The sequence below is a fragment of the Martelella sp. K41-7 genome (assembly GCF_055808365.1).
This window is the reverse complement of record NZ_CM147867.1, coordinates 1,471,824-1,494,959: the sequence shown is the minus strand read 5'-3', so window position 1 is coordinate 1,494,959 and position 23,136 is coordinate 1,471,824. Positions and strand designations below refer to the sequence as shown.

The 23,136-nt window shown below is 58.1% G+C and carries 20 protein-coding genes; 5 read left to right on the top strand and 15 right to left on the bottom strand.

The window, feature by feature from the left end; all coding sequences use genetic code 11:
• Nucleotides 1-3: 3 nt before the first annotated feature.
• Entirely contained in the window at nt 4-1,962 is a 1,959-nt protein-coding gene (locus AC0L7L_RS07080) for an alkyl/aryl-sulfatase (RefSeq protein WP_473513045.1), read from the bottom strand.
• Nucleotides 1,963-2,065: 103 nt separating this feature from the next.
• Here AC0L7L_RS07080 and AC0L7L_RS07075 point away from each other — a divergent pair, with 103 nt between their 5' ends.
• The 3 genes from AC0L7L_RS07075 to AC0L7L_RS07065 all read left to right on the top strand — a co-directional run bounded on the left by AC0L7L_RS07075 (nt 2,066) and on the right by AC0L7L_RS07065 (nt 5,032).
• A complete protein-coding gene (locus AC0L7L_RS07075) occupies nt 2,066-2,989 on the top strand; it encodes a LysR family transcriptional regulator (protein WP_473513043.1) in 924 nt (307 codons plus the stop codon).
• A 265-nt stretch (nt 2,990-3,254) separates the two neighbouring features.
• Nucleotides 3,255-4,553, top strand: coding sequence for an OmpP1/FadL family transporter (locus AC0L7L_RS07070; RefSeq protein ID WP_272211112.1), 1,299 nt, complete (start codon nt 3,255-3,257; stop codon nt 4,551-4,553).
• Nucleotides 4,554-4,615: 62 nt separating this feature from the next.
• The gene (locus AC0L7L_RS07065) at nt 4,616-5,032 is read left to right on the top strand and encodes a DUF2147 domain-containing protein (protein ID WP_272211111.1); all 417 of its coding nucleotides are present in this window, start codon (nt 4,616-4,618) and stop codon (nt 5,030-5,032) included.
• 135 nt (nt 5,033-5,167) lie between these two features.
• Here AC0L7L_RS07065 and AC0L7L_RS07060 read toward each other — a convergent pair whose 3' ends face one another.
• The 6 genes from AC0L7L_RS07060 to AC0L7L_RS07035 all read right to left on the bottom strand — a co-directional run bounded on the left by AC0L7L_RS07060 (nt 5,168) and on the right by AC0L7L_RS07035 (nt 13,155).
• Nucleotides 5,168-5,485, bottom strand: coding sequence for an SCP2 sterol-binding domain-containing protein (locus AC0L7L_RS07060; RefSeq protein WP_272211110.1), 318 nt, complete (start codon nt 5,483-5,485; stop codon nt 5,168-5,170).
• A gap of 96 nt (nt 5,486-5,581) precedes the next feature.
• Nucleotides 5,582-7,372: an acyl-CoA dehydrogenase C-terminal domain-containing protein gene (locus AC0L7L_RS07055; RefSeq protein WP_473513039.1), complete on the bottom strand. Its 1,791-nt coding sequence runs from the start codon at nt 7,370-7,372 to the stop codon at nt 5,582-5,584.
• Nucleotides 7,373-7,375: 3 nt separating this feature from the next.
• A complete protein-coding gene (locus tag AC0L7L_RS07050; protein ID WP_473513037.1) occupies nt 7,376-9,697 on the bottom strand; it encodes a 3-hydroxyacyl-CoA dehydrogenase/enoyl-CoA hydratase family protein in 2,322 nt (773 codons plus the stop codon).
• Nucleotides 9,697-10,833, bottom strand: coding sequence for a thiolase family protein (locus tag AC0L7L_RS07045; RefSeq protein WP_473513035.1), 1,137 nt, complete (start codon nt 10,831-10,833; stop codon nt 9,697-9,699). Before AC0L7L_RS07045 ends, AC0L7L_RS07050 begins: the two co-directional genes overlap by 1 nt.
• 109 nt (nt 10,834-10,942) lie before the next feature.
• Complete coding sequence (locus tag AC0L7L_RS07040; protein WP_473513033.1) at nt 10,943-11,368, bottom strand: MerR family transcriptional regulator; 426 nt, start codon at nt 11,366-11,368, stop codon at nt 10,943-10,945.
• 17 nt (nt 11,369-11,385) lie between these two features.
• A complete protein-coding gene (locus AC0L7L_RS07035) occupies nt 11,386-13,155 on the bottom strand; it encodes a long-chain-fatty-acid--CoA ligase (RefSeq protein WP_473513030.1) in 1,770 nt (589 codons plus the stop codon).
• A 182-nt stretch (nt 13,156-13,337) separates the two neighbouring features.
• Here AC0L7L_RS07035 and AC0L7L_RS07030 point away from each other — a divergent pair, with 182 nt between their 5' ends.
• Entirely contained in the window at nt 13,338-13,964 is a 627-nt protein-coding gene (locus AC0L7L_RS07030; protein WP_473513028.1) for an acyl-CoA thioesterase, read from the top strand.
• A 1-nt stretch (nt 13,965) separates the two neighbouring features.
• Nucleotides 13,966-14,898: an NAD(P)H-dependent flavin oxidoreductase gene (locus AC0L7L_RS07025; protein ID WP_272211106.1), complete on the top strand. Its 933-nt coding sequence runs from the start codon at nt 13,966-13,968 to the stop codon at nt 14,896-14,898.
• A 57-nt stretch (nt 14,899-14,955) separates the two neighbouring features.
• Here the strand turns inward: AC0L7L_RS07025 and AC0L7L_RS07020 are convergent, their stop codons facing one another.
• From AC0L7L_RS07020 to AC0L7L_RS06985, 8 genes are all read right to left on the bottom strand, one after another.
• Nucleotides 14,956-15,882: an electron transfer flavoprotein subunit alpha/FixB family protein gene (locus AC0L7L_RS07020; RefSeq protein WP_473513025.1), complete on the bottom strand. Its 927-nt coding sequence runs from the start codon at nt 15,880-15,882 to the stop codon at nt 14,956-14,958.
• Entirely contained in the window at nt 15,882-16,643 is a 762-nt protein-coding gene (locus AC0L7L_RS07015; RefSeq protein WP_473513023.1) for an electron transfer flavoprotein subunit beta/FixA family protein, read from the bottom strand. The genes AC0L7L_RS07020 and AC0L7L_RS07015 overlap by 1 nt, the downstream gene beginning before the upstream one ends.
• A gap of 279 nt (nt 16,644-16,922) precedes the next feature.
• On the bottom strand, nt 16,923-18,734 hold the full coding sequence (recJ, locus tag AC0L7L_RS07010) for a single-stranded-DNA-specific exonuclease RecJ (RefSeq protein ID WP_473513021.1): 1,812 nt from the start codon (nt 18,732-18,734) through the stop codon (nt 16,923-16,925).
• A gap of 252 nt (nt 18,735-18,986) precedes the next feature.
• Complete coding sequence (locus AC0L7L_RS07005) at nt 18,987-19,148, bottom strand: hypothetical protein (RefSeq protein WP_272211104.1); 162 nt, start codon at nt 19,146-19,148, stop codon at nt 18,987-18,989.
• Between the two features lie 179 nt (nt 19,149-19,327).
• The gene (locus tag AC0L7L_RS07000) at nt 19,328-20,641 is read right to left on the bottom strand and encodes a homoserine dehydrogenase (RefSeq protein WP_473513019.1); all 1,314 of its coding nucleotides are present in this window, start codon (nt 20,639-20,641) and stop codon (nt 19,328-19,330) included.
• Between the two features lie 153 nt (nt 20,642-20,794).
• A complete protein-coding gene (locus AC0L7L_RS06995; RefSeq protein WP_473513017.1) occupies nt 20,795-22,012 on the bottom strand; it encodes an LL-diaminopimelate aminotransferase in 1,218 nt (405 codons plus the stop codon).
• Nucleotides 22,013-22,217: 205 nt separating this feature from the next.
• Nucleotides 22,218-22,415: a hypothetical protein gene (locus AC0L7L_RS06990; RefSeq protein ID WP_272211101.1), complete on the bottom strand. Its 198-nt coding sequence runs from the start codon at nt 22,413-22,415 to the stop codon at nt 22,218-22,220.
• Nucleotides 22,416-22,533: 118 nt separating this feature from the next.
• Entirely contained in the window at nt 22,534-23,028 is a 495-nt protein-coding gene (locus tag AC0L7L_RS06985) for a ferritin-like domain-containing protein (protein ID WP_272211100.1), read from the bottom strand.
• Between the last annotated feature and the right edge of the window lie 108 nt (nt 23,029-23,136).

Sequence of the window (23,136 nt, the reverse complement as noted above, 5' to 3'; positions counted from 1 at the left end):
TTGTCACTTCACCTGAGTTGTAATTGGGAACCACGGATCAAACGTATCCATCATGGACATGAGCTGACCGAGGGCTTGCAGGTTACCGTCAAAGGTGAGCGTGCCGTTTTTGACAAGCTGCGGGACGGTCGCACGCTGCAGTAACAAGGCGCCAAACGCCGGAAGGGTCAGCTGAAAGGATGCATCCGCGTCTTCTGCAACCAGCCCCTCGGTGTTGTTCAACACATCGTTTTCCAGGCTGACGGCGTATTGTTCATCGACATCGGTGAATTCGAAATTGAACGTTAGCGTCTGATCTCCCGCCTTCGCGGGGTTAAGATGAAGCGCAAGAAAATCGAAGATCATTTCCGGCGTCATCGCCGTCATAACATCGGCACCGATGCGCGGCGCGGGTGTCGGCATGACCCCGTCACGCAACTCCTGCGCACCTGAGAGATAGAAATTCCGCCACGGTCCGCTTTCCGCCTGATAGCCAAGCTGCGTCAGCGCCTTCGCCTGCAATTCGCGGGCAGCCTCGTTTTCGGGGTCGGCGAGCAGCAGGTGATTCACCACCTCGGCTACCCAGCGATAGTCACCCTTGTCGAAGGAGGCCTGCGCCTTGGCAAGCAGAACGTCCGGCCCGCCGATAAATTCCACGTAGCGCGCACCGCTTTCAGCCGGCGGCAGACGATCCAGATTTGCGGGATTACCGTCAAACCAGCCCAGATAATAATTGTACACCGCTTCGGCATTGTGCTTCAGACTGCCATAATAGCCGCGGGTGGCGAAGTTCTGCGCAAGCGCCTCCGGTAATTCGATCATGTTGGCAATGTCGCGCGGGCCGTAACCCTGATTGGCCAGACGCAGGGTTTGATCATGGATGAACCGGTAAATATCCCGCTGGCCGTCCAGAAGATCCACGACCCGCTCCTGTCCCCAGGTTGGCCAATGGTGGCCGGCAAAGGCAACCTTCACGTCGTCGCCAAAGAGCTGAATGGTTTCGTTGATATATTTGGACCATCCCAGAGCATCGCGCATTTTCGCACCGCGCAGGGTGTAGACATTGTGCATGACATGGGTTGCGACTTCGGAAAGGCAGAGCGCTTTTTGTTCCGGAAAGTAGAATATGAACTCTGACGGTGCCTCCGAACCGTTCGCCATCTGGAAGATGATCGGCACACCGTCGACAACCATTTCTGTACCGGTTTCGGAAACAATATCGGTCGGCGGAATCAACGTCACAGTCCCGGTCGATGTGGTCTGTCCCAGCCCGCTGCCGACTTGGCCCTTGGGTCCCTTTTCCAGAACATTGCCGAACTGATAGGCCGCCCGGCGGGTCATCACATTGCCGGCCATGACATTCTCAGCCACGGCATATTCCATAAACCCGGACGGCGCGATGATCTCGACCTGCCCCGCTGCAAACCGGTCAGGGTCCACGATGCCGCGCACACCGCCAAAATGATCGGCGTGGCTATGGCTGTAGATAACCGCAACCACCGGCAAAGCACCCAATTCGCGGTTGGCAAGCTCCAGTCCTGCACGCGCTGTTTCCTCGGAGACAAGCGGGTCGATCACAATCCAGCCCGTGTCGCCGCGTACCAGCGTCATGTTGGAAAGATCGAAACCGCGAATCTGGTAAATCCCGTCAGTGACCTCGAACAGGCCGTTGATCGCGTTCAGCTGTCCCTGTCGCCAGAGGCTTGGATTGACCGTCGCCGGGGCTTTGCCTTCCAGAAATCCATATTGATCCTGGTTCCAGACCGGTGCGCCATCGGAATCCGTAATGATCGCGGGATCGAACGTAGCAATGAAGCCGCGTGTCGCATCCTCGAAGTCCCGACGATCGGAAAAATCGAGTTGCTGCAGCATCAGGGCGTTAGCGGCGGCGGTCTTCGGGCTTGCAGTGTCTGCAAAAGTCGCAGTACCGCTCAGGCACACGCCGGACAACAATATAATGCGCGCCATATTTAAGCATCTCATAATATTCCTCCCAAAACACTATTTCGGCGTCTTACAGGGAGTCTTAAGGCAGTAAAAATTGATTTAAATTGCAAAAGCTATAGATTTTACTTATTAGATAGAAATGATTTCCGCAAAACACCTTAAACAAGTTCTGGCTATTCACAGCTGCGGCACGTTCAACGGCGCCGCAAAAGAGCTGAATCTGACCCAGCCTGCGTTGACCTCGAGCGTTCAGAAACTCGAGGAAAACCTGGGGTTTGCGCTGTTTGTAAGAAACCATCGCGGTGTCGAACTGACTGTGTTCGGCCAGCACATTGTTGAAACGGCCCCTGAAATCCTGTCGCGATTGCAGCGGCTTCGTGATGAGCTCAACCTGATTGCGGCCGGAGAACGCGGCGAGATCAAGCTTTCTGCCGGACCAGTGCTGATCCACGGAGCGATGCGCGCAGTTATTCCTGAATTTTGCCGGAAATTCCCGAATGTGCATCTGTCGCTTCGCACCGACGCGACACAAAAAGTCCTGACCGATATCGCCGCGGGGCGTATTGACCTTGGAATTGCCGCAAGCGCCCACCTGCCAGACACAGGTGACATCATGATGCATGAGGTTGTCAACGAACCTATCGTTTTCGCAGCGAGCACGAAGCACCCTCTGGCAGGCCTGCGCAACGTCTGCAGGGAAGACATCTTTAAATTCCCCCTGGCCGTGCCGGAAATCCCGGTTGAAATGTTGTCATGGTTCGCAGCACCCAATTCCGACATTGAACCGCAGATCGCCCTTCAAACAGACCACTATGAGCTGTTGTTCCGCACCACGCGTGAAAGCAACGCAATCACGGGCGCACCGGGCCACTTGCTGGTGCCCTACCTTGCGGACAATTCCCTCGTTGCACTCGATTATACCGGGCCGGTCCTGAACTGGAGTGCCAAGGCCATCTACCGCCACACCTCAACCCTGTCGCCAGCCTTCTCCGAACTCGTCAAACTGATCGAAACATATTTCCAACAGATCTCCGGCACGGCAGAACCTGTGCCTGAAGTATGAAGCAGATGCCGCCGGTGTGAACCAGTTGTTCGGCCTTGTTGCCGGAGCCGACTGTCCCGACAGGTATCCAGGCGGCACAACCATCTTCGCATTCTCCTCCGGCTGACAATGCTGACTGTTGCGGTTTGGCAACATTTTAGCAAATAAGCTCACACCCACACTCTTTGGTATATTTAATGACGTTAACGTCGCATATGTTTCCGATTGGGAGATATGGACTGAATAGGTTTTAAAGTTAACGTTTTGTTTCAAGGAGGAGGAAACAATGCCTATCACCAACAGGACAGGTCTGTTCTATTTTTCGTTCATGGCGGCGACCGCTTTAATGGCGGGATCGGCGCTCGCCGGATCGTTCGGATTGCGCGAGCAGAGTGCAGCAGGTCTTGGCCAGGCGTTTGCGGGCGCAGCAGCCGGTCAGGCCGGGTTGGGCTCAACCTACTGGAACCCGGCAACCATGACCGAGTTTAAAGGCCTTCAGGCCGAAATCGATCTGACGGGCATTTTTCCTTACGCCAGTACGACGCCGACCACCGGAACCAGCCCGGCGCTGATCTATTATGGCGGATCGGGATCCACGGGCGACATCGGGCTCGATGCTGCATTGCCTGCCGGCTATGTCAGCTTTCAGGTCAATGACAGCATCTGGCTCGGGCTTGGGGTGAATTCCCCGTTCGGGTTGACGACCAAGAACCCAACCAATTACGCAGGCCAGGTCTATGCCCGCACCTCAGAAGTCCGCAGCTATAATTTCACCCCGATGGCAGCCTGGAAGGTCAATGACTGGCTGACCGTCGGTGCCGGCGTGGAAGCGATGTATTTCAAGACCCGCCTGACGCAGGCAATGTCACCGCTTCCGGGAGCGCCCAGTGCCGAACTCGAAGGCGATTCCTGGGCGGCCGGTTACACGCTGGGTTTCACACTGACGCCGATGGACGGCACGGTCATCGGCGTCGGCTATCGCTCCGCGATCAACCAGAATCTCTCCGGGGATCTGACCCTCGGCGCCTCCAGCGGCCCGCTGCCGGCTGGGCGCTACGGCATTGATGCAGACATGAAACTGCCAGATCAGCTGACGGTTGGCCTGAGCCAGAAGGTTACAGACGCACTGACCTTCAATGCCGGGTTCGAGTGGACCAACTGGAGCGTATTCAACACCATCCCGGTCTACGGCAATTCCGGCCCGACCAACGGTATGCAACTGACAGATCTGCCGTTCGAATATGACGATGGATATTACGCGGCGCTGGGCATGTCCTATGATTGGACAGAACAGTTCACCGTGCGCGGCGGCCTCGGCTATGAGTGGTCTCCAATCTCGACAAGAAACCGGGATCTCCGCCTGCCCGACAGCGATCGCGTCCATGCCTCGATCGGCGGCACCTACAACTGGACCAACGATCTGTCGCTCGATTTTGCCTATGAGCACATCTTCTCCGTAGGCGATGGCGATGTCAGGCTGGTCAATGGCAACCCGCATTACGAACCGGGCGCCGATTTCGTCGGAAAAGTCGATTCCCGCGTCGATCTCATTTCTGTCAGCTTGCGCTACCGTTTCGGCGGTTGAGACTTGTCGCCAGCCGGGCCGGCTCTCCGGTCCGGTCTGTCTGCACAAACGAGGAGAGACTTATGCGCAAACACACTGTTCTTGCGGCAGCAGGCCTGATCGCGGGCCTCGCCTTTTCCGGCACCGCCTTTGCCACATCGCCAGCCGGAACCTGGATGACGGAAAGCGGCAAAACGCAGGTAAAGATTGCCCCTTGCGCGGACGCGTTCTGCGGCACGATCGTCTGGCAGAAAACACCGTCAAAAGATGTCAAAAACCCGGACAAATCCAAACGCGGCAACGCGCTGGTTGGCACGCAGATGCTCTTTAACCTGAAACCGGTTGGGACTGACGCCTGGAAAGGCAAGCTCTATAACTTCGAAAACGGCAAGAACTACACCGGCAAGATGGAGCTGACCGGAGGCGATACGCTCAAACTGTCAGGCTGCGTCCTTGGCGGCGCAATCTGCAAAAGCCAGCAATGGAAGAAAGTGAAGTGAGCGTGGGCTGAGGACAAGCCTCACCCACAACAATATATTGAGACAAAAAGGGGCGCCGGAAACGGCGCCCTTATGTTTTGGCTCTAGGTCGGACGCAAGGCCGTCGCCCACTTTTATTGGTCATGGACTGAAGAACTATTCCGCTTCCAGCAGCCCGGCCAGCTTGAGAGCAACACCCTGCGAGCCACGCACTTTCAGCCGTCCGGTGGAGAAGGCCAGCATCGGGTTGAGCTTTCCATCAATCAGTTTCGCAAGATTGTCGGATGTCATCACCAGAACCGTGTCGGCTTCGGCCTCGTTGGTCTCGTCGCGCGAAACGGCGACATCCCCGTCAACCGCATCCAGCAGTATCGACCCGCCGTCCTTCAGGTCGAAACGGACCCTGTAGCCGAGTTCTTCCAGCCGGTCGGCCCTGTCTTCCATTGCGGCGATCAATGTATCGAGATCAGCCATATTACCTCCAGAATCTAACAAGCCTCTCGGCTCTATCGGGTTGCAAGCCTACCTCACCCGCACCTGAACGATGCGCGGACGACGTCAATTGCGCTGTCAGAACGACATTTCATCGAGCGCCATCATCGACGCCTTGCCAGCACGGACAGAGCCAACCAGACCTGCAGCCTGCGGCAGGATCCGCTTCATGTAAAACTGGGCGGTCACGAGCTTGGCCTTGTAGAAGGCCGGATCGTCGCACCCACCTTCCAGCGCATCATGTGCGACCCTGGCTGACTTCAGCCACATATAGCCCAACGCAACAAGACCGAAGAGCCGCAGATATTCCGTGGCAGCGGCCCCCGCTTCCTCTGGATCCTTCATGCCCTTTTGCGCAATCTCGGCGGTACAAAGTTGCAGCCCGCCAAAGGCTTTTGCCAACGGCTGGGCTAGTTCGGCGAGTCGTTCATCATCGACAGCAGCGTCGATCTCGGCCAGAACGGGGTGGAAGAAAGAGCGCAGATAGCGGCCCATATGGGCGGGCATCTTGCGACCGACCAGATCCAGCGCCTGAATTCCGTTGGTGCCCTCGTAGATCATCGAAATACGACTATCGCGGACATATTGCTCCATGCCGTGATCACGGATGAAGCCGTGGCCACCATAGACCTGCATCCCGATGTTGGTGCATTCAAACCCGAGGTCGGTGAACAACGCCTTCACGACCGGCGTCATCAATGCGGTGAAGTCCTCGGCGTCCTGACGCATTTCCGGGTCGGGGTGATGCTTGAGCATATCAAGATTGCGCGCCACCCAGCCGCCAAGTGCCCGGCACCCTTCGGTATAGGCGCGGATTGTCATCAGCATGCGCCGCACATCCGGGTGAACAATGATCGGATCGGCGGGCTTGTCGGGATGTTTCACGCCGGCGAGCGAACGGCCCTGAAGCCGCTCTTTGGCATAGGCCACGGCCCCCTGATAGGCGGCTTCCGCAGCTCCCAACCCTTGAATACCGACCGACAGGCGCTCACTGTTCATCATCGTGAACATCGCCCGCATGCCCTTGTGCGGCTCACCAACCAGCCAGCCGGTGGCATCGTCAAACGACATCTGGCAGGTGGCCGAAGCCTTGATGCCCATCTTGTGTTCCAGCCCCGAGCATGAAACACCGTTGCGGGGACCTGGCGTGCCATCCTCGTTCGGCAGGAATTTCGGCACCAGAAAAAGGCTGATGCCCTTGACCCCCTTCGGCGCATCGGGAAGCCGTGCCAGCACCAGATGAATGATGTTTTCCGTCAGGTCATGCTCACCGGCGGAAATGAAGATCTTCGATCCGGTAATCTTGTAACTGCCATCGGACTGCGGCTCTGCGCGGGTGCGCAACAGGCCGAGATCGGTTCCGCAGTGGGCCTCGGTCAGGCACATGGTGCCCGACCAGGTGCCTTCCACCATTTTCGGCAGGTAGAGCTGCTTCAGTTCATCGGTGGCGTGATCGGCGATCGCCTGATAGGCGCCATGGGTCAGCCCCGGATAAAGGCCGAAGGCGAGATTGGCAGCGCAGCTCATCTCCTCGACCATTTTGTTGATCGTTTCGGGAAGTCCTTGCCCGCCCCATTCGGGGGCGGATGCCATCGACGTCCAGCCGCTTTCGGCAAAGGACTTGTAGGCCTCCCTGAAGCCTTCGGGCGTGCGCACCACGCCGTTTTCAAGAACGCAACCTTCCTCATCGCCAGATGCGTTCAGCGGCAACAGGACTTCGGTACAGAACTTTCCAGCCTCTTCAAGAATAGCGTCGGCAAGGTCGGCGGACACATCTTCAAAACCGGGCAATTGTGCATAATCGTCAATGCCGATGAGTTCGTGCAAAACGAAACGCATATCCCGGATCGGGGCGTTATAAACTTGCATGGTTCAATTCCTCAAAGGTTTGCCGGTTTCGATGACGCTTTCAAAGCGGGCGAGCGTCTTGCGGGTTTTGACAAGGCGCATAAAGCTCTCCTGTTCAAGCTCCATCACCGTCTCTTCACTCACCGTATCGATGATGTCGGTGTCGCCGCCTGAGAGTACAGTCGCCAGTTCTCCGGCAACGGTCTGATCATGGGGCGTGGCGATACCCCGGCGTGCAAAACCGTCTACCGCCATCTGCATGGCAGCCTTCCCTGACGGGCCCGGCAGCACGATGTCCTGCGGTTCCGGAGGCTGGTAGCCATCAACCATGGCAAGCGCCTTCGCCTTGGCGTCAGCCAGAAGGCGGTAGCGGTTCATCGTGACCGCATCGTCCTTTTTCAGGAACATCAGATCGCGCGCATCTTCGGCCGATTTGGCGACAGTGGCGGTCGAAATCATTTCGAACACTTTGGCGGCGGCCGGCATCGGGCCGTTCGGCAGCTTTCCGGTTTTCTGCCAGCGGGTCAGCATTTCCTTGCAGCCGCCCCAGGCGGGCAACAGACCGACTCCACACTCCACAAGCCCGATATAACTTTCCGCATGCGCCTGAACGGCATCGGAATGGAGCAGGATTTCGCAACCGCCGCCAAGCGCCATGCCGGATGGCGCGGCCACGACAGGAAATGGAGCATATTTCATTTTCAGATAGGTTCTCTGGCCGCCGTCAACGAGCTTTTCGATCTCACCCCAGGCTCCGATATTGGCAGCGAACAGCGCCAGCCCGAGATTGGCGCCGACCGAAAAATGCGTGCCTTCGTTATAGATAACCAATGCCTTGTATTTGCGTTTGACCAACCCGATCGTCTTGTCAAGCAGATCCATGATCTGGTCATCCATGGCATTGGCCTTCGAGATAAACTCGAAACAGACGACGCCATCGCCGATATCCCAAGCCGCAGCAGAGCCATTTTTCAACAACGGCTCGCTGGTGCGCTTAATGTCTTCCAACATGATCACGCCGTCCGGCCGGACGATATCGGCATAGGATCCATCGGGCTGCAGCGCCTGACGGCGCCCGTTCTCGATCCGGTAGAAGGTCTTGTCGCCGAGCGCGTCCAGCAGTGCCGGCACAGGAATATTTTCCGCACGCATGCGCCCGACCAGCCATTCGCCGCCGATAAGGTCGATCAGTTCGAACGGTCCCCACTTCCAGTTATAGCCGAGCCGCATGACCTCATCGATGGAGGCAATATCATCGGCAGCATCACCGATGAGGCTTGCCGCATAGGACAGTGCGTTGGCCATGACGCCAAATGCATAGCGCCCCAGCGGTCCGTTCAGCTCCATCATCTGGCGCGGTTTTCGCGCTGCCTTGAGCGCGCCGTTCTCCGGCTTCACCGAAACCCGGTAGGCACCGGTTTCAAAATCGATGGCTTCCTTGATCTTTTGCCCGCCTTCACGGTTCAGCCGGTAAAAACCGCCCTTTCCCTTCCGCCCGGTATAGCCGTCGGCAATCATCTTGTTGACCAGCGGCAGATCACGGCTGGTTTGATGGAACATGTCGTCTTCCGGCAGCGAACTCTTCAGGCTGGCGCCGATATGCGGCATGAGATCCAGCCCGACCAGATCAATCAGCCCGAAAACACCGGTCTTCGGAATTCCAAACGGCCTGCCCATCACGGCATCGGCCTCCTCAACCGTAAGGCCTTCTTCCAGTGCTTTGAGAACACCAAGCTGTATCCAGGTGGTTCCCAGCCGGTTGGCGACGAAGCCAGGGCGGTCGTTGCAGGAAACAACACTCTTGCCGAGCCTGCGGTCGGCGAAATCCGTGACCACTCTCGCCAATGCCGGATCCGTTGAAGGACCTGTCACAAGTTCCATCAGGCGCATATAGCGCGGCGGATTGAAGAAGTGGGTAATCATGAAGTCATGGGCGAAGTCGTCCGGCATGCCCGCCATCAGATTTTCAAGTGGGATGGTGGAGGTATTGGAAGAGATAGCTGTACCACGCTTACGCACCGTGTCGATCTTGCGGTAGAGCGCCTGCTTGATATCGAGCCGTTCTACCACGACCTCGATGATCCAGTCGACATCGGCCAGCTTTTCGAGATCGTCCTCTATATTGCCGGCTTCAACCAGTCTCACCGCACGCTTTGACATGAACGGCGCAGGATCGGCCTTTTGCATTTTGGCGAGTGCTGTTTCAGCAACGACGTTCCGGGTTTTAGCGTTTTCCGGTACGATATCGAGCAACAGCACAGGAACGCCGGCATTGGCAACCTGCGCGGCAATGCCCGACCCCATAACGCCTGAGCCGATCACAGCAACTTTGTTGATTTTTTCCATCACACCCGCTCCAGAATGGTTGCGATCCCCTGTCCGCCGCCGATGCACTGGGTTGCCAGCGCGTGGCGCCCGCCTTCTCGCTGCAACAACGAGGCGGCCTTGCCGACAATGCGCGCGCCCGTCGCGCCGAGGGGGTGGCCAATCGCAATCGCGCCACCATCGACATTGACATTGTCCGGGCCGAGACCCAGATCGCGCATGCAGGCGATCGACTGGCTGGCAAAGGCTTCGTTGAGTTCGACGATATCCATCGCGCCGATTTCCAGCCCAGCGCGCGCCAGCGCCTTTTTGGTCGCGCCGACCGGCCCGATGCCCATGATCTCCGGATCACAGCCGGAAATGCCGACGGACGTCAGACGCGCCAGTGGCGTCAGCCCATTCTTCTCGGCATAGGCCTGCGAGCAGATCAGAACGGCAGATGCCCCGTCGGTCAGCGGCGAGGATGTTCCGGCCGTCACAGTTCCGTCCTGAGAGAAGGCCGGTTTCAGCCCGGCAAGAATCTCAGCCGTCGTTTCCGGGCGAATGCAGCCATCCTGATCCACCTGCGAACCATTGACATTGATGGGAACAATCTCATCCGCAAATTTGCCCGAAGCCCGCGCTTCGCTGGCACGGACATGGCTACGCACGGCAAAAGCTTCCTGCTCTGTGCGCGAGATCTGCCAGCGCGAGGCCACATTTTCCGCCGTATCACCCATGCCGATATAGGCACCGGGCAGTTTCGCATAGAGATCGGGATTGGGGAGTGGGTTATAGCCCATCATCGGCACCCGGCTCATGCTTTCGATACCGGCACAGATGAAAACCTCGCCAGCACCAAGCTGGATCTGACCGGCGGCCATGTGGATTGACTGCATCGACGAACCGCAGAAACGGTTGACCGTGACGCCACCGACAGACTGCGGCAGGCCGGCCAGAAGCACAACCAGACGGGCAAGATTCAACCCCTGTTCGGCTTCGGGAAAAGCACAGCCGAGGATCAGGTCTTCAATATCATCCGGTTTGACGCCGGATTTTTCGACCAGACCTTTGACCACCTGTGCGGTCAGATCATCCGCACGCAAACGGGAAAATTCACCTTTTTTGGCGAGCGTAAATGGCGAGCGCTGATAGCCCGCGATGACAACATTGGTCATGGCATCCTCCCAGAAACCTGAAGATCATGGATTGTAAAAAGCACAGCAAAGCCAACGCCCGACGCGGTTGCGACGGCGGTTTTGTGCCGATGAGGGCTGTAAACTGGATTTAGCTGGCGAGCTTGCCGATCTTGTGAGAAAGACGGGCTTCGGCTTCGCGCTCTACCGCTTTCAGTTCGTCGAGCGTCAGATCGAGCGCGACCTTCTGCTCTTCGAGCATACCGACGCGCTCGCGAACGGCCTTCAGAAGCGCATTCAGCTGCTCCTGCTGGGTTCGGTCGATTTCGTAAAGATCGAGGAAATTCTTGATTTCCTGCAGGGAAAACCCAAGGCTCTTGCCGCGCTGAACAAGGATCAGACGAGCACGGTCGCGCTGGGTGTATATCCGTGTCTTTCCCGCACGTCCGGGGTTTATAAGCCCCTTCGTTTCGTAAAAACGCACAGCCCGTGGCGTCAAACCAAGCTCTTCGGCAAGTTGAGTCACGGTGAAAAACTGATCCGTCACGAGAAACCTTTTCTTTTTTAAGCGTTTCATCATAACGACCTCCTGCCCTATGCGTCAACATGACGTTGCCCCTTCTCCCGCTTTGGTTCCGCTGCGTGATGAGAGGTGTTGCGCTCTTCTTCGATCAGTTCCTTTTTCGAAAGCTTCCCGATCATTGTCTTCGGCAGGCTTTCACGTATTTCGATGGCGCGCGGAAGCTCGATCTTCGACAGTCGGGGCTTGAGAAACGCATGTAATTCCTCAACCGTGACAGTCGAGTCTGGCCTCAGGGCAACGAAGGCCTTCGGCGCTTCGCCGCGATATTCATCCCGCACGCCGATCACAATCGCCTCAGCAACGTCTTCATGCTCGTAGAGGGCTTCCTCGATCAATCGCGGGTAAACATTGTAGCCGCCGCAAATGATGAGATCCTTCAGCCGGTCGACCAGAAACAGGTAACCGTCCTCGTCGATATAGCCGACATCGCCGGTGCGAAATGCGCCGTCGCGCAAGGCATAGGCGGTATCGTCGGGCTTGTTCCAGTAACCGGACATCACCTGCGGACCGCGCACCCACAACTCGCCTTTGACACCTTTCGGCAGCACAACAGCGGGATTTTCGGAATCGCGAATTTCCAGCACGGTGCCTGGCAGCGCCAATCCGGCAGAGCCGGGCCGCGCCGGTCTCCCGTCGAAGGGATTGACGGAAACCACCGGCGAACATTCGGTGAGGCCATACCCTTCCGAAAGCTTGCAGCCGGTCAGTTTTTCAAAGTCTGTGCGCACCTCCAGCGGCAGCGGCGCGCCACCGGAAACGCATATTTTCAGCGATGTAAGATCGATCCGGCGGGTCGCAGCGACAGCGTTGATCGCGCCATAAATCGTCGGCACGGCAGGCAGAAGTGTCGGCCGGCGCTTCTCCATCAATGCGATCAGATCGTCGCGGTTGAACCGCGGAACGAGCAGCATGACAGCGCCGATTTCAATCGCATAAAGCATGCAGACGGTCATGGCGAACACGTGGAAGAACGGCAAAACACCGACAATCACCTCTTCGCCCGGGGTCAGCACATCCTCGCCGGTCTGGGCCAGCATCTGCCGCGCATTGGAGATCAAGGCAGTATGAGAGAGCATTGCGCCTTTCGGGATACCGGTCGTGCCGCCGGTATATTGCAGAACGGCGATGTCTTGCGGCGTAATTTCAACGGCCCGCCTTTCGGTCTGGTCTCCTTTGCGCAAAACCGCATCATAGCTGATATGATATGCGTCACGCGGTATACGGGCCCTGTCGGCGCGCTTGAACAGCCGAAAAAGCAAACCCTTGGCCGTAGGCAGGCTTTCTGCCATCGAACAGACAATCACATGTTTGAGCTCGGCATCGGCGATAATTGGACCAAGCCCTTTATAGACCTGCTGAAGATCCAGCGTGATCATGACCTCAGTGCCGGAATCACGGATCTGGGCCAGAAGCTCACGGCTGGTGTAAAGCGGGTTGTAGTTGACGACGACGCCACCCGCCTTCAGCACCGCAAAAAAACAGACTACCGAATAGGGAGAATTGGGCAGGCAGAGACCGACACGTGTGCCCTTTTTAACCCCGAGCCCGGCAAGGCCGCGCGAGAACCGGTCCACAAGATGGTCAATCTGGCCATAGGTCCAGGTGCGGTCGAAAAACTCAACCGCTGCCCTGTCTGAAAATCGGCGAACGGCGTCATCCAGGAAGTCCGGCAACACTTGCCCGCCCTCCATGAGCGCGGACACCATTGCCGCAGCCTGCTCTGAACTGCAGAAATTTCCGGACGTATATGCTGCCGGGGTCACCTCTGGGTGCTCCTGCATGTCTCCTCCCATTTGGCCGGGGCATCCCTCCTCAAGGCTACGTCCGGCTTTATCTACTCGACATGACTAATAGGATACGTAATATACGTATACGTTATCTCTTTCAAGAGGAATCGTTGACGTCAGTCAATACCGAAGCACCCATGGGCCTCAACGCGACGAAAGCATGATTGGAACACGCCATGTATGTATGGAGACGGTTGCTCACAGTGATGCTGGCATCGAAGTCACGCCCGCGACTGCGACCGCTGCAGGACATATCCTCGATTGAACTCAGGGTCTGGCCGCAGGACCTTGACCTCAATCGGCATGTCAATAATGGCCGCTATCTGGCCTTTATGGATCTCGGCCGGATGGACTTGCTGTTCCGCTCCGGCCTTGGACAGTTGACGATGAAAAACAAATGGCAGCCGGTGTTGACGGGAGTGAATGCCCGCTACCGGCGACCGCTTGGCGTGTTTCATCGGTTTCAGGTTGATACTGAGCTCTGCGGCTGGACAGAACAGTCCCTCTTTATGGAGCACCGGATTGTCGCAACCTCAGGCCCCTTCAAGGGAGAGCTCGCCGCATCCGCCGTTGTCCGCGCGGTCATGCTGAAGCCGGGCACCGGATCGGAAAAGGTCAGGACCGCCGAGCTATTCGCCCCGTTTGGGCCCCTGCCGGAGAGCCCGCCACTGCTGGAGACCTGCCTCATGCTGCTTTCTCCCAAAGAGCGGCAAGCCCTGGCGAACCAGCCCCAAGGCGCCGTCGTTGACCCGATACCTGCTGGAAGCCCTGAACAGACAGCATATCGCAGAGGAGGAGAATGAAATGCACAATAGTAGCGGCCTCGGACCACGTCTGCGACTACCTGTAGTCGCCGCCCCGATGTTTCTGGCATCGGGCCCCGATCTAGTCGTCGCCTGTTGCAAGGCGGGAATTTGCGGGACATTTCCAGCACTGAACCAGAGAACCACCGATGCGTTCGCTCGCTGGCTCAACGATATCGAAGAACGGCTTGCGGCCCTGGAAAACCCCGTGCCCTTCGGGGTCAATCTGATCGTGCACCCGTCGAACACCAGGCTTAAGGCCGACCTCGCTCAGGTCGTTGCTCATAAAGTGCCTTTGGTAATCACCTCGCTCGGTGCAGTGAAGGATGTGGTCGAGGCCGTGCATTCTTATGGTGGGTTGGTGTTTCATGATGTCACCACCCGCCGTCACGCTGAAAAGGCGGCTGAAGCCGGCGTTGACGGGATTATCGCCGTTTGCGCAGGCGCCGGTGGCCATGCAGGCGTGATGAGCCCGTTCGCGCTGGTGCCGGAGATTCGGTCCTTCTTTGGTGGCACGATTGCGCTGGCAGGCGCCATGTCCACCGGCGCGCACGTCGCCGCAGCAACGGCACTGGGTGCTGATCTGGCTTATATCGGAACCCGTTTCATCGCCACGCGCGAAGCTTTGGCGCCTGAAGGTCACAAACGCATGATCATCGAAGGGCGCGCCGCCGATATCCTCTACACTCCCGAAATCTCGGGTGTCCCTGCCAATTTCCTGAAGCCCAGCATCATCGCCGCCGGGCTGGACCCTGATCACCTGCCACCCCATTGCGGAATGAACATGGAAAGCGAAACAAAAGCCTGGAAAAACCTCTGGTCGGCCGGTCAGGGCATCGGCGCGATCGACGATCTTCCTGAGGTCGCGGACCTCATCGATCGGCTGGAACAGGAATATCGCAGCGCATGCGGCAGTCTTTGTGCAGAGGCCTGAACATCAACGGGCGGCCTTGATAAGCCGCCCGCCTCTTCGCGCACATGCAAGAACAGATCAGAGCTTGTCGGTCAGTTCCGGAACGGCATCGAAAAGATCGGCGACAAGACCGTAATCGGCGACCTGAAAGATCGGGGCCTCCTCATCCTTGTTGATGGCGACGATGACCTTCGAATCCTTCATGCCCGCCAGATGCTGGATGGCGCCGGAAATGCCGCAGGCGATGTAGAGGTCCGGTGCGACCACCTTGCCGGTCTGCCCGACCTGCCAGTCATTCGGCGCAAAGCCGGAATCAACCGCCGCCCGCGATGCGCCGACCGCAGCACCAAGCTTGCCGGCAAGCTTTTCGATCACCTCGAATTGCGCCGCCGAGCCAACGCCGCGTCCACCGGAGACCACAACCCGCGCCGATGTCAGCTCCGGCCGGTCACTGGTCTCAACCTTGTCTTCGATCCACTCGGAGGGCGCAGGGACGGCAGCAACGGAAACAGCCTCAACCGCCGCGGATGTGCCATCGCCCGCCGCCTCAAACCCGGAGGTGCGGATCGTCAGGACTTTTATCCTATCTCGACTTTTGACCGTCTGGATCGCATTACCCGCATAGACCGGCCGCTCGAATGTCGACGCGTCGGCGATGGCACTGACGTCGGAAATGATCATCACATCAAGCAATGCCGCCACCCGTGGCAGGATGTTTTTCGCATCACTGGTTGCCGGCGCGACGATCATGTCAAAGCCATCGCCGAGAGAAACAATCAGGTCGGCGGTGGCTTCGGCGAGACGATGACCGAGTGCCTCATGATCGGCCACGAGTACTTTCGAAACCCCCTCGATCATTGCCGCCTCTTCGGCGGCAGCGCCAAGCCCGGCGCCCGCGCACAGCAGCGTCACGTCACCAAGACCGGACACCGCATTGACCGCTTTGGCCGTTGCATCGCGCACCAGGGTTTTACCATTGGTTTCAGCAAGAACGAGTATCGCCATCACAGAACTCCCGCTTCCGTTTTCAGTTTTGCAATGAGTTCATCAACAGATGCAACCTTGACGCCGCCCTTGCGCTCCTCAGGGGCGCGTGTGGCAATCACATCAAGACGCGGGCTGATATCGACACCATAATCTTCCGGTGTTTTCTGCTCCAGCGGCTTCTTTTTGGCCTTCATAATATTGGGCAGCGAGGCGTAACGCGGCTCGTTCAGCCGCAAATCGGCAGTCACCACCGCCGGAAGGTTGACCGAAATGGTCTGCAATCCGCCATCAACCTCGCGCGTGACCTTCGCCTTGCCATCCGTGATCACAACTTCGGAAGCGAAAGCGGCCTGCGGCCAGTCAAGCAGGGCCGCCAGCATCTGGCCGGTGGCATTCATGTCATTGTCGATCGCCTGCTTTCCGGCAATCACCAGACCGGGCTCCTCTTCAGAAATCACCGCTTTCAAAAGTTTGGCGACGGCGAGCGGTTCAATATCGGTTTCCACCGTTTCGGCAGCGACAATCAGGATCGCCCGATCGGCCCCCATGGCCAGCGCCGTGCGCAGCGTTTCCTGCGCCTGCTTGACGCCGATGGACACCGCGAGAACCTCACTGCAAACGCCTTTTTCCTTCTGCCTGATCGCCTCTTCCAGCGCGATCTCGTCAAAAGGGTTCATCGACATTTTCACATTGGCGAGATCAACGCCGGAGCCATCGGGTTTCACCCGTGCCTTGACGTTGTAGTCAATCACCCGCTTGACGGGCACCAGTATCTTCATCGCAGTTCTCCTCCTTCTCGCGCGCACGGGCGGGCCGCTTCCTCCCAGCCACGCCTGTGTCGAACCTATAATTACATATACGTCATAATAATGACGTTAACGTCATACAGAATTCTTCCCGCCGCAGCAACCCTTATCCATCGGCATGCCCCTCCCCATCCAACAAACAGGTTTCGGCGGAATTTTGCCCCACACACTGATCAGAGAGAGCCTTCGGCATGGTTGGCTTCCGGGCCAGCCTGCACAGCCATTCGGTCTGTTGCGCTCCTGTACTTTGCATCAGCAAAACACAGCCGCGACAATCAGGACCGACGAAGGAAAGACTACCGGCTTGCCGGGATTGCTCAAGCGCAACCTTAAAGCGGTTGCGTCGAGATCGATGATGCGAAGCTGCACCCGGCGTCGACCCTGCCAGTGATCCCCCGCGATCGAACCGGCCACGCTGAGCCTGCGCCCGCGCGCTGACAGAAGCGCCTCCCCAAGAGGTTTGTCGGCAGCCCTGAACGCTATGGCGTCCAGACGACTTCCTTCTGCGCTTTCAAGGGTGACTTTCACATGGCCACCGGCGCCGAGCGTGCGAACATCACGCACTTTATGGTCTGGCACGACAAAGACCGGCGCCGGGTGGCCCGAGCCATAGGGGCCGGCGGTCTCCAGCCGGTCAATCAGGTCCAGCGTGGCGCCGGAGGCATTCAGCGCACCGTCGATCTTCAGCACAGCATCAGCGGAAAGTGCCTCAACCGCTTCGCGCGCGCGCTCCTCGAAAAAGCCCCTGAGCGCGGAAAGTCGCTCGCGACGCACCGTCAGACCTGCCGCCATGGCATGTCCGCCACCCTTGACCAGAATGCCCTCATCCACCGCCGCGCGGACCATCCGCCCGAGATCGAAACCGGCGATCGAGCGACCGGAACCGGTGCCCTTGCCATTAGCGTCAAAAGCAATCGCAAAAGCAGGACGCGCGAAACGGTCCTTGAGGCGCGAGGCCAGAAGCCCGACAATGCCCGGGTGCCAGCCTTCGCGCGCGGTGACGATCACACCCACACCTGCACCGGTACCGAATTCGGCCACGGCATCGGCTTCCGCCTCTTCCAGCATGGCTGCTTCGATGGCCTGGCGTTCGCGATTGAGCTGATCGAGCCTTTCGGCGATTTCCTCGGCTTTTGCCGCGTCATCCTCCGTCAGAAGCCGGCTACCGAGCGCCGCGTCTCCGATACGCCCGCCGGCATTGATCCTCGGGCCGATCAGAAAGCCGAAATGATAGGGCGCGACCGGTCCGGAAAGCCCTGCACGCTTGAAGAGCGCCGCAAGTCCCGGATTGGAGAGCGTCCGCGCCACGATCAGTCCCTTGACGACATAGGCGCGGTTCAGGCCCTTCAACGGCACCACGTCGCACACCGTCGCAAGTGCAACGATGTCCAGCCACGACAACAGGTCGACCTTGCCGGCACGCATGTCGCCGGACTGCCGCAACGCCCGCAAGGTGGCAACCAGAACCAGAAACACCACGCCGGCGGCGCACAAATGTCCTTGTCCGGAAAGGTCGTCCTCTCTGTTCGGATTGACCAGCGCCGCGCACTCCGGCAGATCAACGCCGACCTGGTGGTGATCGATGACAATAACGTCGACACCGCGCGCCCGGGCAACAGAAAGCGAATCGTGGCTGGTAGAGCCGCAGTCGACCGTCACGATCAACCGGGCGCCGGAATCGATCAGTGCACCGATTGCCTGCGGGTTGGGGCCATAACCTTCGAAAATACGATCGGGAATATAGATTTCCACATCGAGCCCGAAAGCCCGCAAAAATCGGTACATCAAAGCGGTGGAACAGGCGCCGTCAACGTCATAATCGCCGAAAACCGCAACCTTCTCACCGCGTCGGACCGCTTCGAGCAGGCGCCCGGTGGCGGTTTCGCAATCTGTCAGCGTGAACGGATCCGGCATAAGCCGGCGCAAGCTGGGGTCAAGAAATTCGGCGGCCGCATCAACAGGGACATCGCGACCAGCCAGAACCCGCGCAATCAATTCCGGGATCCCGTGCCCCTGTGCGATGGCGAGGGCTCTGTTCTCCCCGGCCGGTCCGAGTCGCGGCACCCAACGCAGCTCACGCGCCGATCGTTCTACACCCAAAAAGCAGGCCGTACTGCTCTGCGGCTATCTGGATTATCCGTCATCTGGCATCATGCTCTGAGGGCGTGTCATGGTCTCTGTTTAGCGCCATTCGGGCATCGGTGTCATGATCAAGTTTGCCGCCCGCCGAAAAAACGGCCTGCAGAAGCAGGATTTCTCGGCACCACTGCCAGCAAGACCGAAATCGGACGGGCAATCAGGCGGAGCCGGCAGCTTTCAGATCAGATACCACAGTAGAACGGCTAACCCGCCCCAGAAGATCAGCGCAGCGAGCACGATGACCACCGGTCCCAGGTTCCTCTTGCGACCATGAGGAACCCGCTGCTGTTCGCGTTTGCCCGGCTCGCCATAGGCTCTGATAGAGCTATCAAATCTCACTTTTCTTCCCACAATCTCACCAAGCGTTACCTTTTGTCGCCGAGACAATTAGGCAACCCAGAATGAACCCTACATGAATAAATGCAAGGTAGAGTTTAGAAGAAATTTACGCGATTTTTTAGCGAAAAAATATCGAAAACAGAGCAATTGGTCCCGGAAGACCGATCGAGAACCCGTCGTTACGGCTTCTCGATTCGGATCACCTGCGGCTTGCCGACGATGTAGCCATCGCTTTCCATGGCGGCCACGGCGTTGCGAACAGACAATTCGGTCGTGGCATGGGTGACCATGATAATGGTTTTAGTCGGGGCGCCTTCGCTGCCATTGGCAGAATGCTGAACGATGGATTCAAGCGAGATCTGGTTATCCGCCATCCTACGGGCAATCGCGGCGATCACGCCGATACGGTCGACCACGCGCAGGCGGATGAAATAGCCGCCCTCGTGGCTGCGCATGCGCGCGCGTTTGTAGGGCTCAAGCGATGCTGCCGGGCGGCCGAGCGCGGCAACCGTCTGGACGCCGGGACGCGACTTGGCAATATCGGCGATATCGCCCAGCACGGCGGAGGCGGTGGCGTCGCCGCCGGCACCAGGACCAACCATCAGCAAGTCGCCGAGGATGTCGGATTCAATTGCCACTGCATTGGTGACGCCGTCGACCTGGGCAATGACGGTATCATGGGGCACCATGGTCGGGTGAACGCGCTGTTCGATGCCGCCGTCGGTGCGCTGTGCAACACCCAGAAGCTTGATACGATAGCCGAGTTCGGCCGCCGCACGGATATCTTCCTGCGTAATGTTGGAGATACCCTCGAGATAGATATCGTCGCAGGAAATCTGGCAACCAAAGGCCAGTGCAGTCAGGATGGCAAGCTTGTGAGCCGTATCATTGCCTTCGATATCGAAGGTCGGATCGGCTTCGGCATACCCCAGCCGCTGGGCCTCCTTCAGGCAGTCCTCAAAGGATAGCCCCTCCTTCTCCATCCGGGTCAGGATGTAGTTGCAGGTGCCGTTCATGATCCCGTAGACGCGGGAAATCGTATTGCCTGTCAGCGATTCACGCATCGCCTTGATTACTGGAATACCACCGGCAACGGCGGCCTCGAAATTCAACAGAAGACCCTTCGATTCGGCTGCAGCCGCCAGTTCCACGCCGCTTTCCGCCAGCAGCGCCTTGTTGGCCGTCACCACATGCAGTCCACGCTCAAGTGCTGTTTCCACAGTCGCACGCGCGGCGCCGTCAGCCCCGCCGATCAGCTCGACCAGAACCTCGATATCGGCATCTTTCGCCATCTCCACCGGATCGTCGAACCAGATGGGGCCGGTAAGGTCCAGTCCGCGGTCCTTGTCTCGATTTCGCGCCGAAACGGCGGTAATCTCAATGCTACGTCCGCAGGCGACGGCGAGACTTTCCTGCCGATCCTGAATAATACGCACAAGCGAGGCGCCGACGGTCCCGAGACCGGCGACGCCGATTTTCAAGGCATCTGCCATGGGGTATTCCTACTGGCCCAGAATTTCAATTTCGGGGGCGCTTTCACGCACCCGCGCTTCATTTAGATTGTTTCACGGTGAAATGAAACATTCGGGCCGCGGAAATTTCGCGAAGCGGGCCGGAGACCAAAAGCCCCCTGCCCACATTCGTGCCTAGCGATGGGCGTTGAGGGCAATGATGTTGTCTGGCGTCACGTCGGCAGAGGCGAAGAAGCGCTTCAGATTACGCGCGGCCTGGCGAATGCGATGTTCGTTTTCAACAAGCGCAATGCGGACGTACTGATCACCATGTTCGCCAAAGCCGATGCCGGGTGCGACGGCGACATCCGCCTTCTCGACCAGTAGCTTGGAGAATTCGAGCGAGCCGAGCGCAGCAAACGGCTCGGGTATTTTCGCCCAGGCAAACATTGTGGCCGCCGGCGGCGTGACCACCCAGCCGGCTTTGCCAAAACTCTCGACCATCACATCGCGCCGCTTATGATAGGTGGAGCGCACCTCCTCGATATCCGCGCCATCGCTGTTGAGAGCGTGAGTTGCAGCCACCTGGATCGGCGTGAAAGCACCGTAGTCGAGATAGGATTTCACCCGTGCCAGCGCCGAGATCAGCCTTTCATTGCCGACAGCAAAGCCCATGCGCCAACCCGGCATCGAGAAGGTCTTCGACATCGACGTGAACTCGACAGCGACATCCTTTGCGCCAGGAACCTGCAAAACGGATGGCGGCGGCGCACCGTCGAAATAGATCTCCGAATAGGCAAGGTCCGACAAGACGATGATCTCGTGCTTTTTGGCGAAGGCGATCACGTCCTTGTAGAAATCGAGCGTTGCCACATGCGCCGTCGGGTTGGACGGATAGTTGATCACCAGCGCCAATGGCTTCGGGATCGAGTGTTTCACCGCGCGCTCAAGCGGCGGAAAAAAACTGTCATCGGGCTCGACCGACATCGAACGGATCACGCCGCCGGCCATCAGGAAACCGAAGGCATGGATCGGATAGGTCGGGTTCGGACAGAGAATCACATCGCCGGGCGCGGTAATCGCCTGCGCCATGTTGGCGAATCCCTCCTTGGAGCCGAGCGTCGCGACAATTTCCGTCTCGGGATTGAGCTTCACCCCGAAACGACGGGCATAGTAACCGGCCTGGGCGCGTCTCAGACCCGGAATCCCCTTGGAAGACGAATAGCGGTGAGTGCGCGGATCCTGCACGACCTCGCAAAGCTTGTCGACGATAGATTGCGGTGTCGGAAGATCGGGATTGCCCATGCCAAGGTCGATAATATCGGCGCCCGCCGCTCGCGCGCTCGCTTTCAAACGGTTGACCTGTTCGAAAACATACGGCGGCAGTCGCCTGACCTTGTGGAACTCTTCCATTTTCTTCCTCTTGGAATGCGAAAATCTACGATCCCGGGACATTAGCAGGATCATCGAAACGAGAGCAGAAAAATACCCCGCGGCGCAAGAATCAACTGCACTTGCGTCATTTTTGGGGCAAAAAAGCTAACAGCCTGTTTCATCATTGCCACAGAAGCACATAACATAGCCCTGGCGGTTCACATCTGCCGCCATATGCGCAATGTCACTGCGGGCTGGACACGCCGGCAAGCCCATCAAGCTTTTTAGTCATCACGGTAACATCCTCATCACTAATCTGCTGATAGGCCGGCGTCGGCTGGGCACAAATATCGGGATCACCGCAAGTGGTGGAACAGGATGAAAGCCCGATTGACGCAAAGGCAGCAAACACAATGAACAGAACGATGCGACACGCTTTCAAGATTTCAACTCCCGTTTACTGTCCTTGCGCCTCTTGCAGAGACACCGGAACTTCAGATCCGGCCTGAAATCTGCACGGTTTGGTCCGATTGCGCAAGCGCGCCCCTCAAACCTCCCTGTCAACGCCCCGCACAGCGCACGAATGCGGGAAGATGATTATTCTCCGAAGCATCACGAAGCGCTTCCATGATGTTGACGATATCCGGGTAGGCACTGACAGCCGGAATAAGTTCGCCGTCATAAAGTGATCGATTTTCGAGTTCGGCCTCGACGCCAATTGAACAGGCCTCAGCCAGACTGCCGGGAACGGCAGCAGCAACGGCTTCGGAGCCGAGCATAGTGTTTTCAGGCACCGCCATGCCATATACCGCCATCAGATTGATGATCGCATCAGCATGCTGCTGCTCGGCGGCAATGATGTTCACGAATGGCCGCACCGGACCATATGCGGTGATAACGGCATCGTAGAACGCCGCCGCATGGTATTCGTCCTCAAGTGAACGTGTCAGCGCGGCCTGCACGCTTTCAGGCAGAGTAGTGGCGGCCGTTGCACCAGAAACGCCGATGCCTGCCGCGATCACACCACCTGCGAAAACTCCTGCCAAGATGTTCATTTTCTGTCCTTCCGTCCGTTGCCTGGATCGCTGGTCAAAGCTATGCGATCTACTCAATTAATATTCTAACATTCGTATTTACGAATTAAAGTTAAATATTGGCAAGGT

Excerpts from the sequence above, each read along its gene's own strand:
- AC0L7L_RS07080 (WP_473513045.1), bottom strand. The coding sequence starts at position 1,962 with ATGAGATGCTTAAATATGGCGCGCATTATATTGTTGTCCGGCGTGTGC.
- AC0L7L_RS07075 (WP_473513043.1), top strand. The coding sequence starts at position 2,066 with ATGATTTCCGCAAAACACCTTAAACAAGTTCTGGCTATTCACAGCTGC.
- AC0L7L_RS07070 (WP_272211112.1), top strand. The coding sequence starts at position 3,255 with ATGCCTATCACCAACAGGACAGGTCTGTTCTATTTTTCGTTCATGGCG.
- AC0L7L_RS07065 (WP_272211111.1), top strand. The coding sequence starts at position 4,616 with ATGCGCAAACACACTGTTCTTGCGGCAGCAGGCCTGATCGCGGGCCTC.
- AC0L7L_RS07060 (WP_272211110.1), bottom strand. The coding sequence starts at position 5,485 with ATGGCTGATCTCGATACATTGATCGCCGCAATGGAAGACAGGGCCGAC.
- AC0L7L_RS07055 (WP_473513039.1), bottom strand. The coding sequence starts at position 7,372 with ATGCAAGTTTATAACGCCCCGATCCGGGATATGCGTTTCGTTTTGCAC.
- AC0L7L_RS07050 (WP_473513037.1), bottom strand. The coding sequence starts at position 9,697 with ATGGAAAAAATCAACAAAGTTGCTGTGATCGGCTCAGGCGTTATGGGG.
- AC0L7L_RS07045 (WP_473513035.1), bottom strand. The coding sequence starts at position 10,833 with ATGACCAATGTTGTCATCGCGGGCTATCAGCGCTCGCCATTTACGCTC.
- AC0L7L_RS07040 (WP_473513033.1), bottom strand. The coding sequence starts at position 11,368 with ATGAAACGCTTAAAAAAGAAAAGGTTTCTCGTGACGGATCAGTTTTTC.
- AC0L7L_RS07035 (WP_473513030.1), bottom strand. The coding sequence starts at position 13,155 with ATGCAGGAGCACCCAGAGGTGACCCCGGCAGCATATACGTCCGGAAAT.
- AC0L7L_RS07030 (WP_473513028.1), top strand. The coding sequence starts at position 13,338 with ATGTATGTATGGAGACGGTTGCTCACAGTGATGCTGGCATCGAAGTCA.
- AC0L7L_RS07025 (WP_272211106.1), top strand. The coding sequence starts at position 13,966 with ATGCACAATAGTAGCGGCCTCGGACCACGTCTGCGACTACCTGTAGTC.
- AC0L7L_RS07020 (WP_473513025.1), bottom strand. The coding sequence starts at position 15,882 with ATGGCGATACTCGTTCTTGCTGAAACCAATGGTAAAACCCTGGTGCGC.
- AC0L7L_RS07015 (WP_473513023.1), bottom strand. The coding sequence starts at position 16,643 with ATGAAGATACTGGTGCCCGTCAAGCGGGTGATTGACTACAACGTCAAG.
- AC0L7L_RS07000 (WP_473513019.1), bottom strand. The coding sequence starts at position 20,641 with ATGGCAGATGCCTTGAAAATCGGCGTCGCCGGTCTCGGGACCGTCGGC.
- AC0L7L_RS06995 (WP_473513017.1), bottom strand. The coding sequence starts at position 22,012 with ATGGAAGAGTTCCACAAGGTCAGGCGACTGCCGCCGTATGTTTTCGAA.
- AC0L7L_RS06985 (WP_272211100.1), bottom strand. The coding sequence starts at position 23,028 with ATGAACATCTTGGCAGGAGTTTTCGCAGGTGGTGTGATCGCGGCAGGC.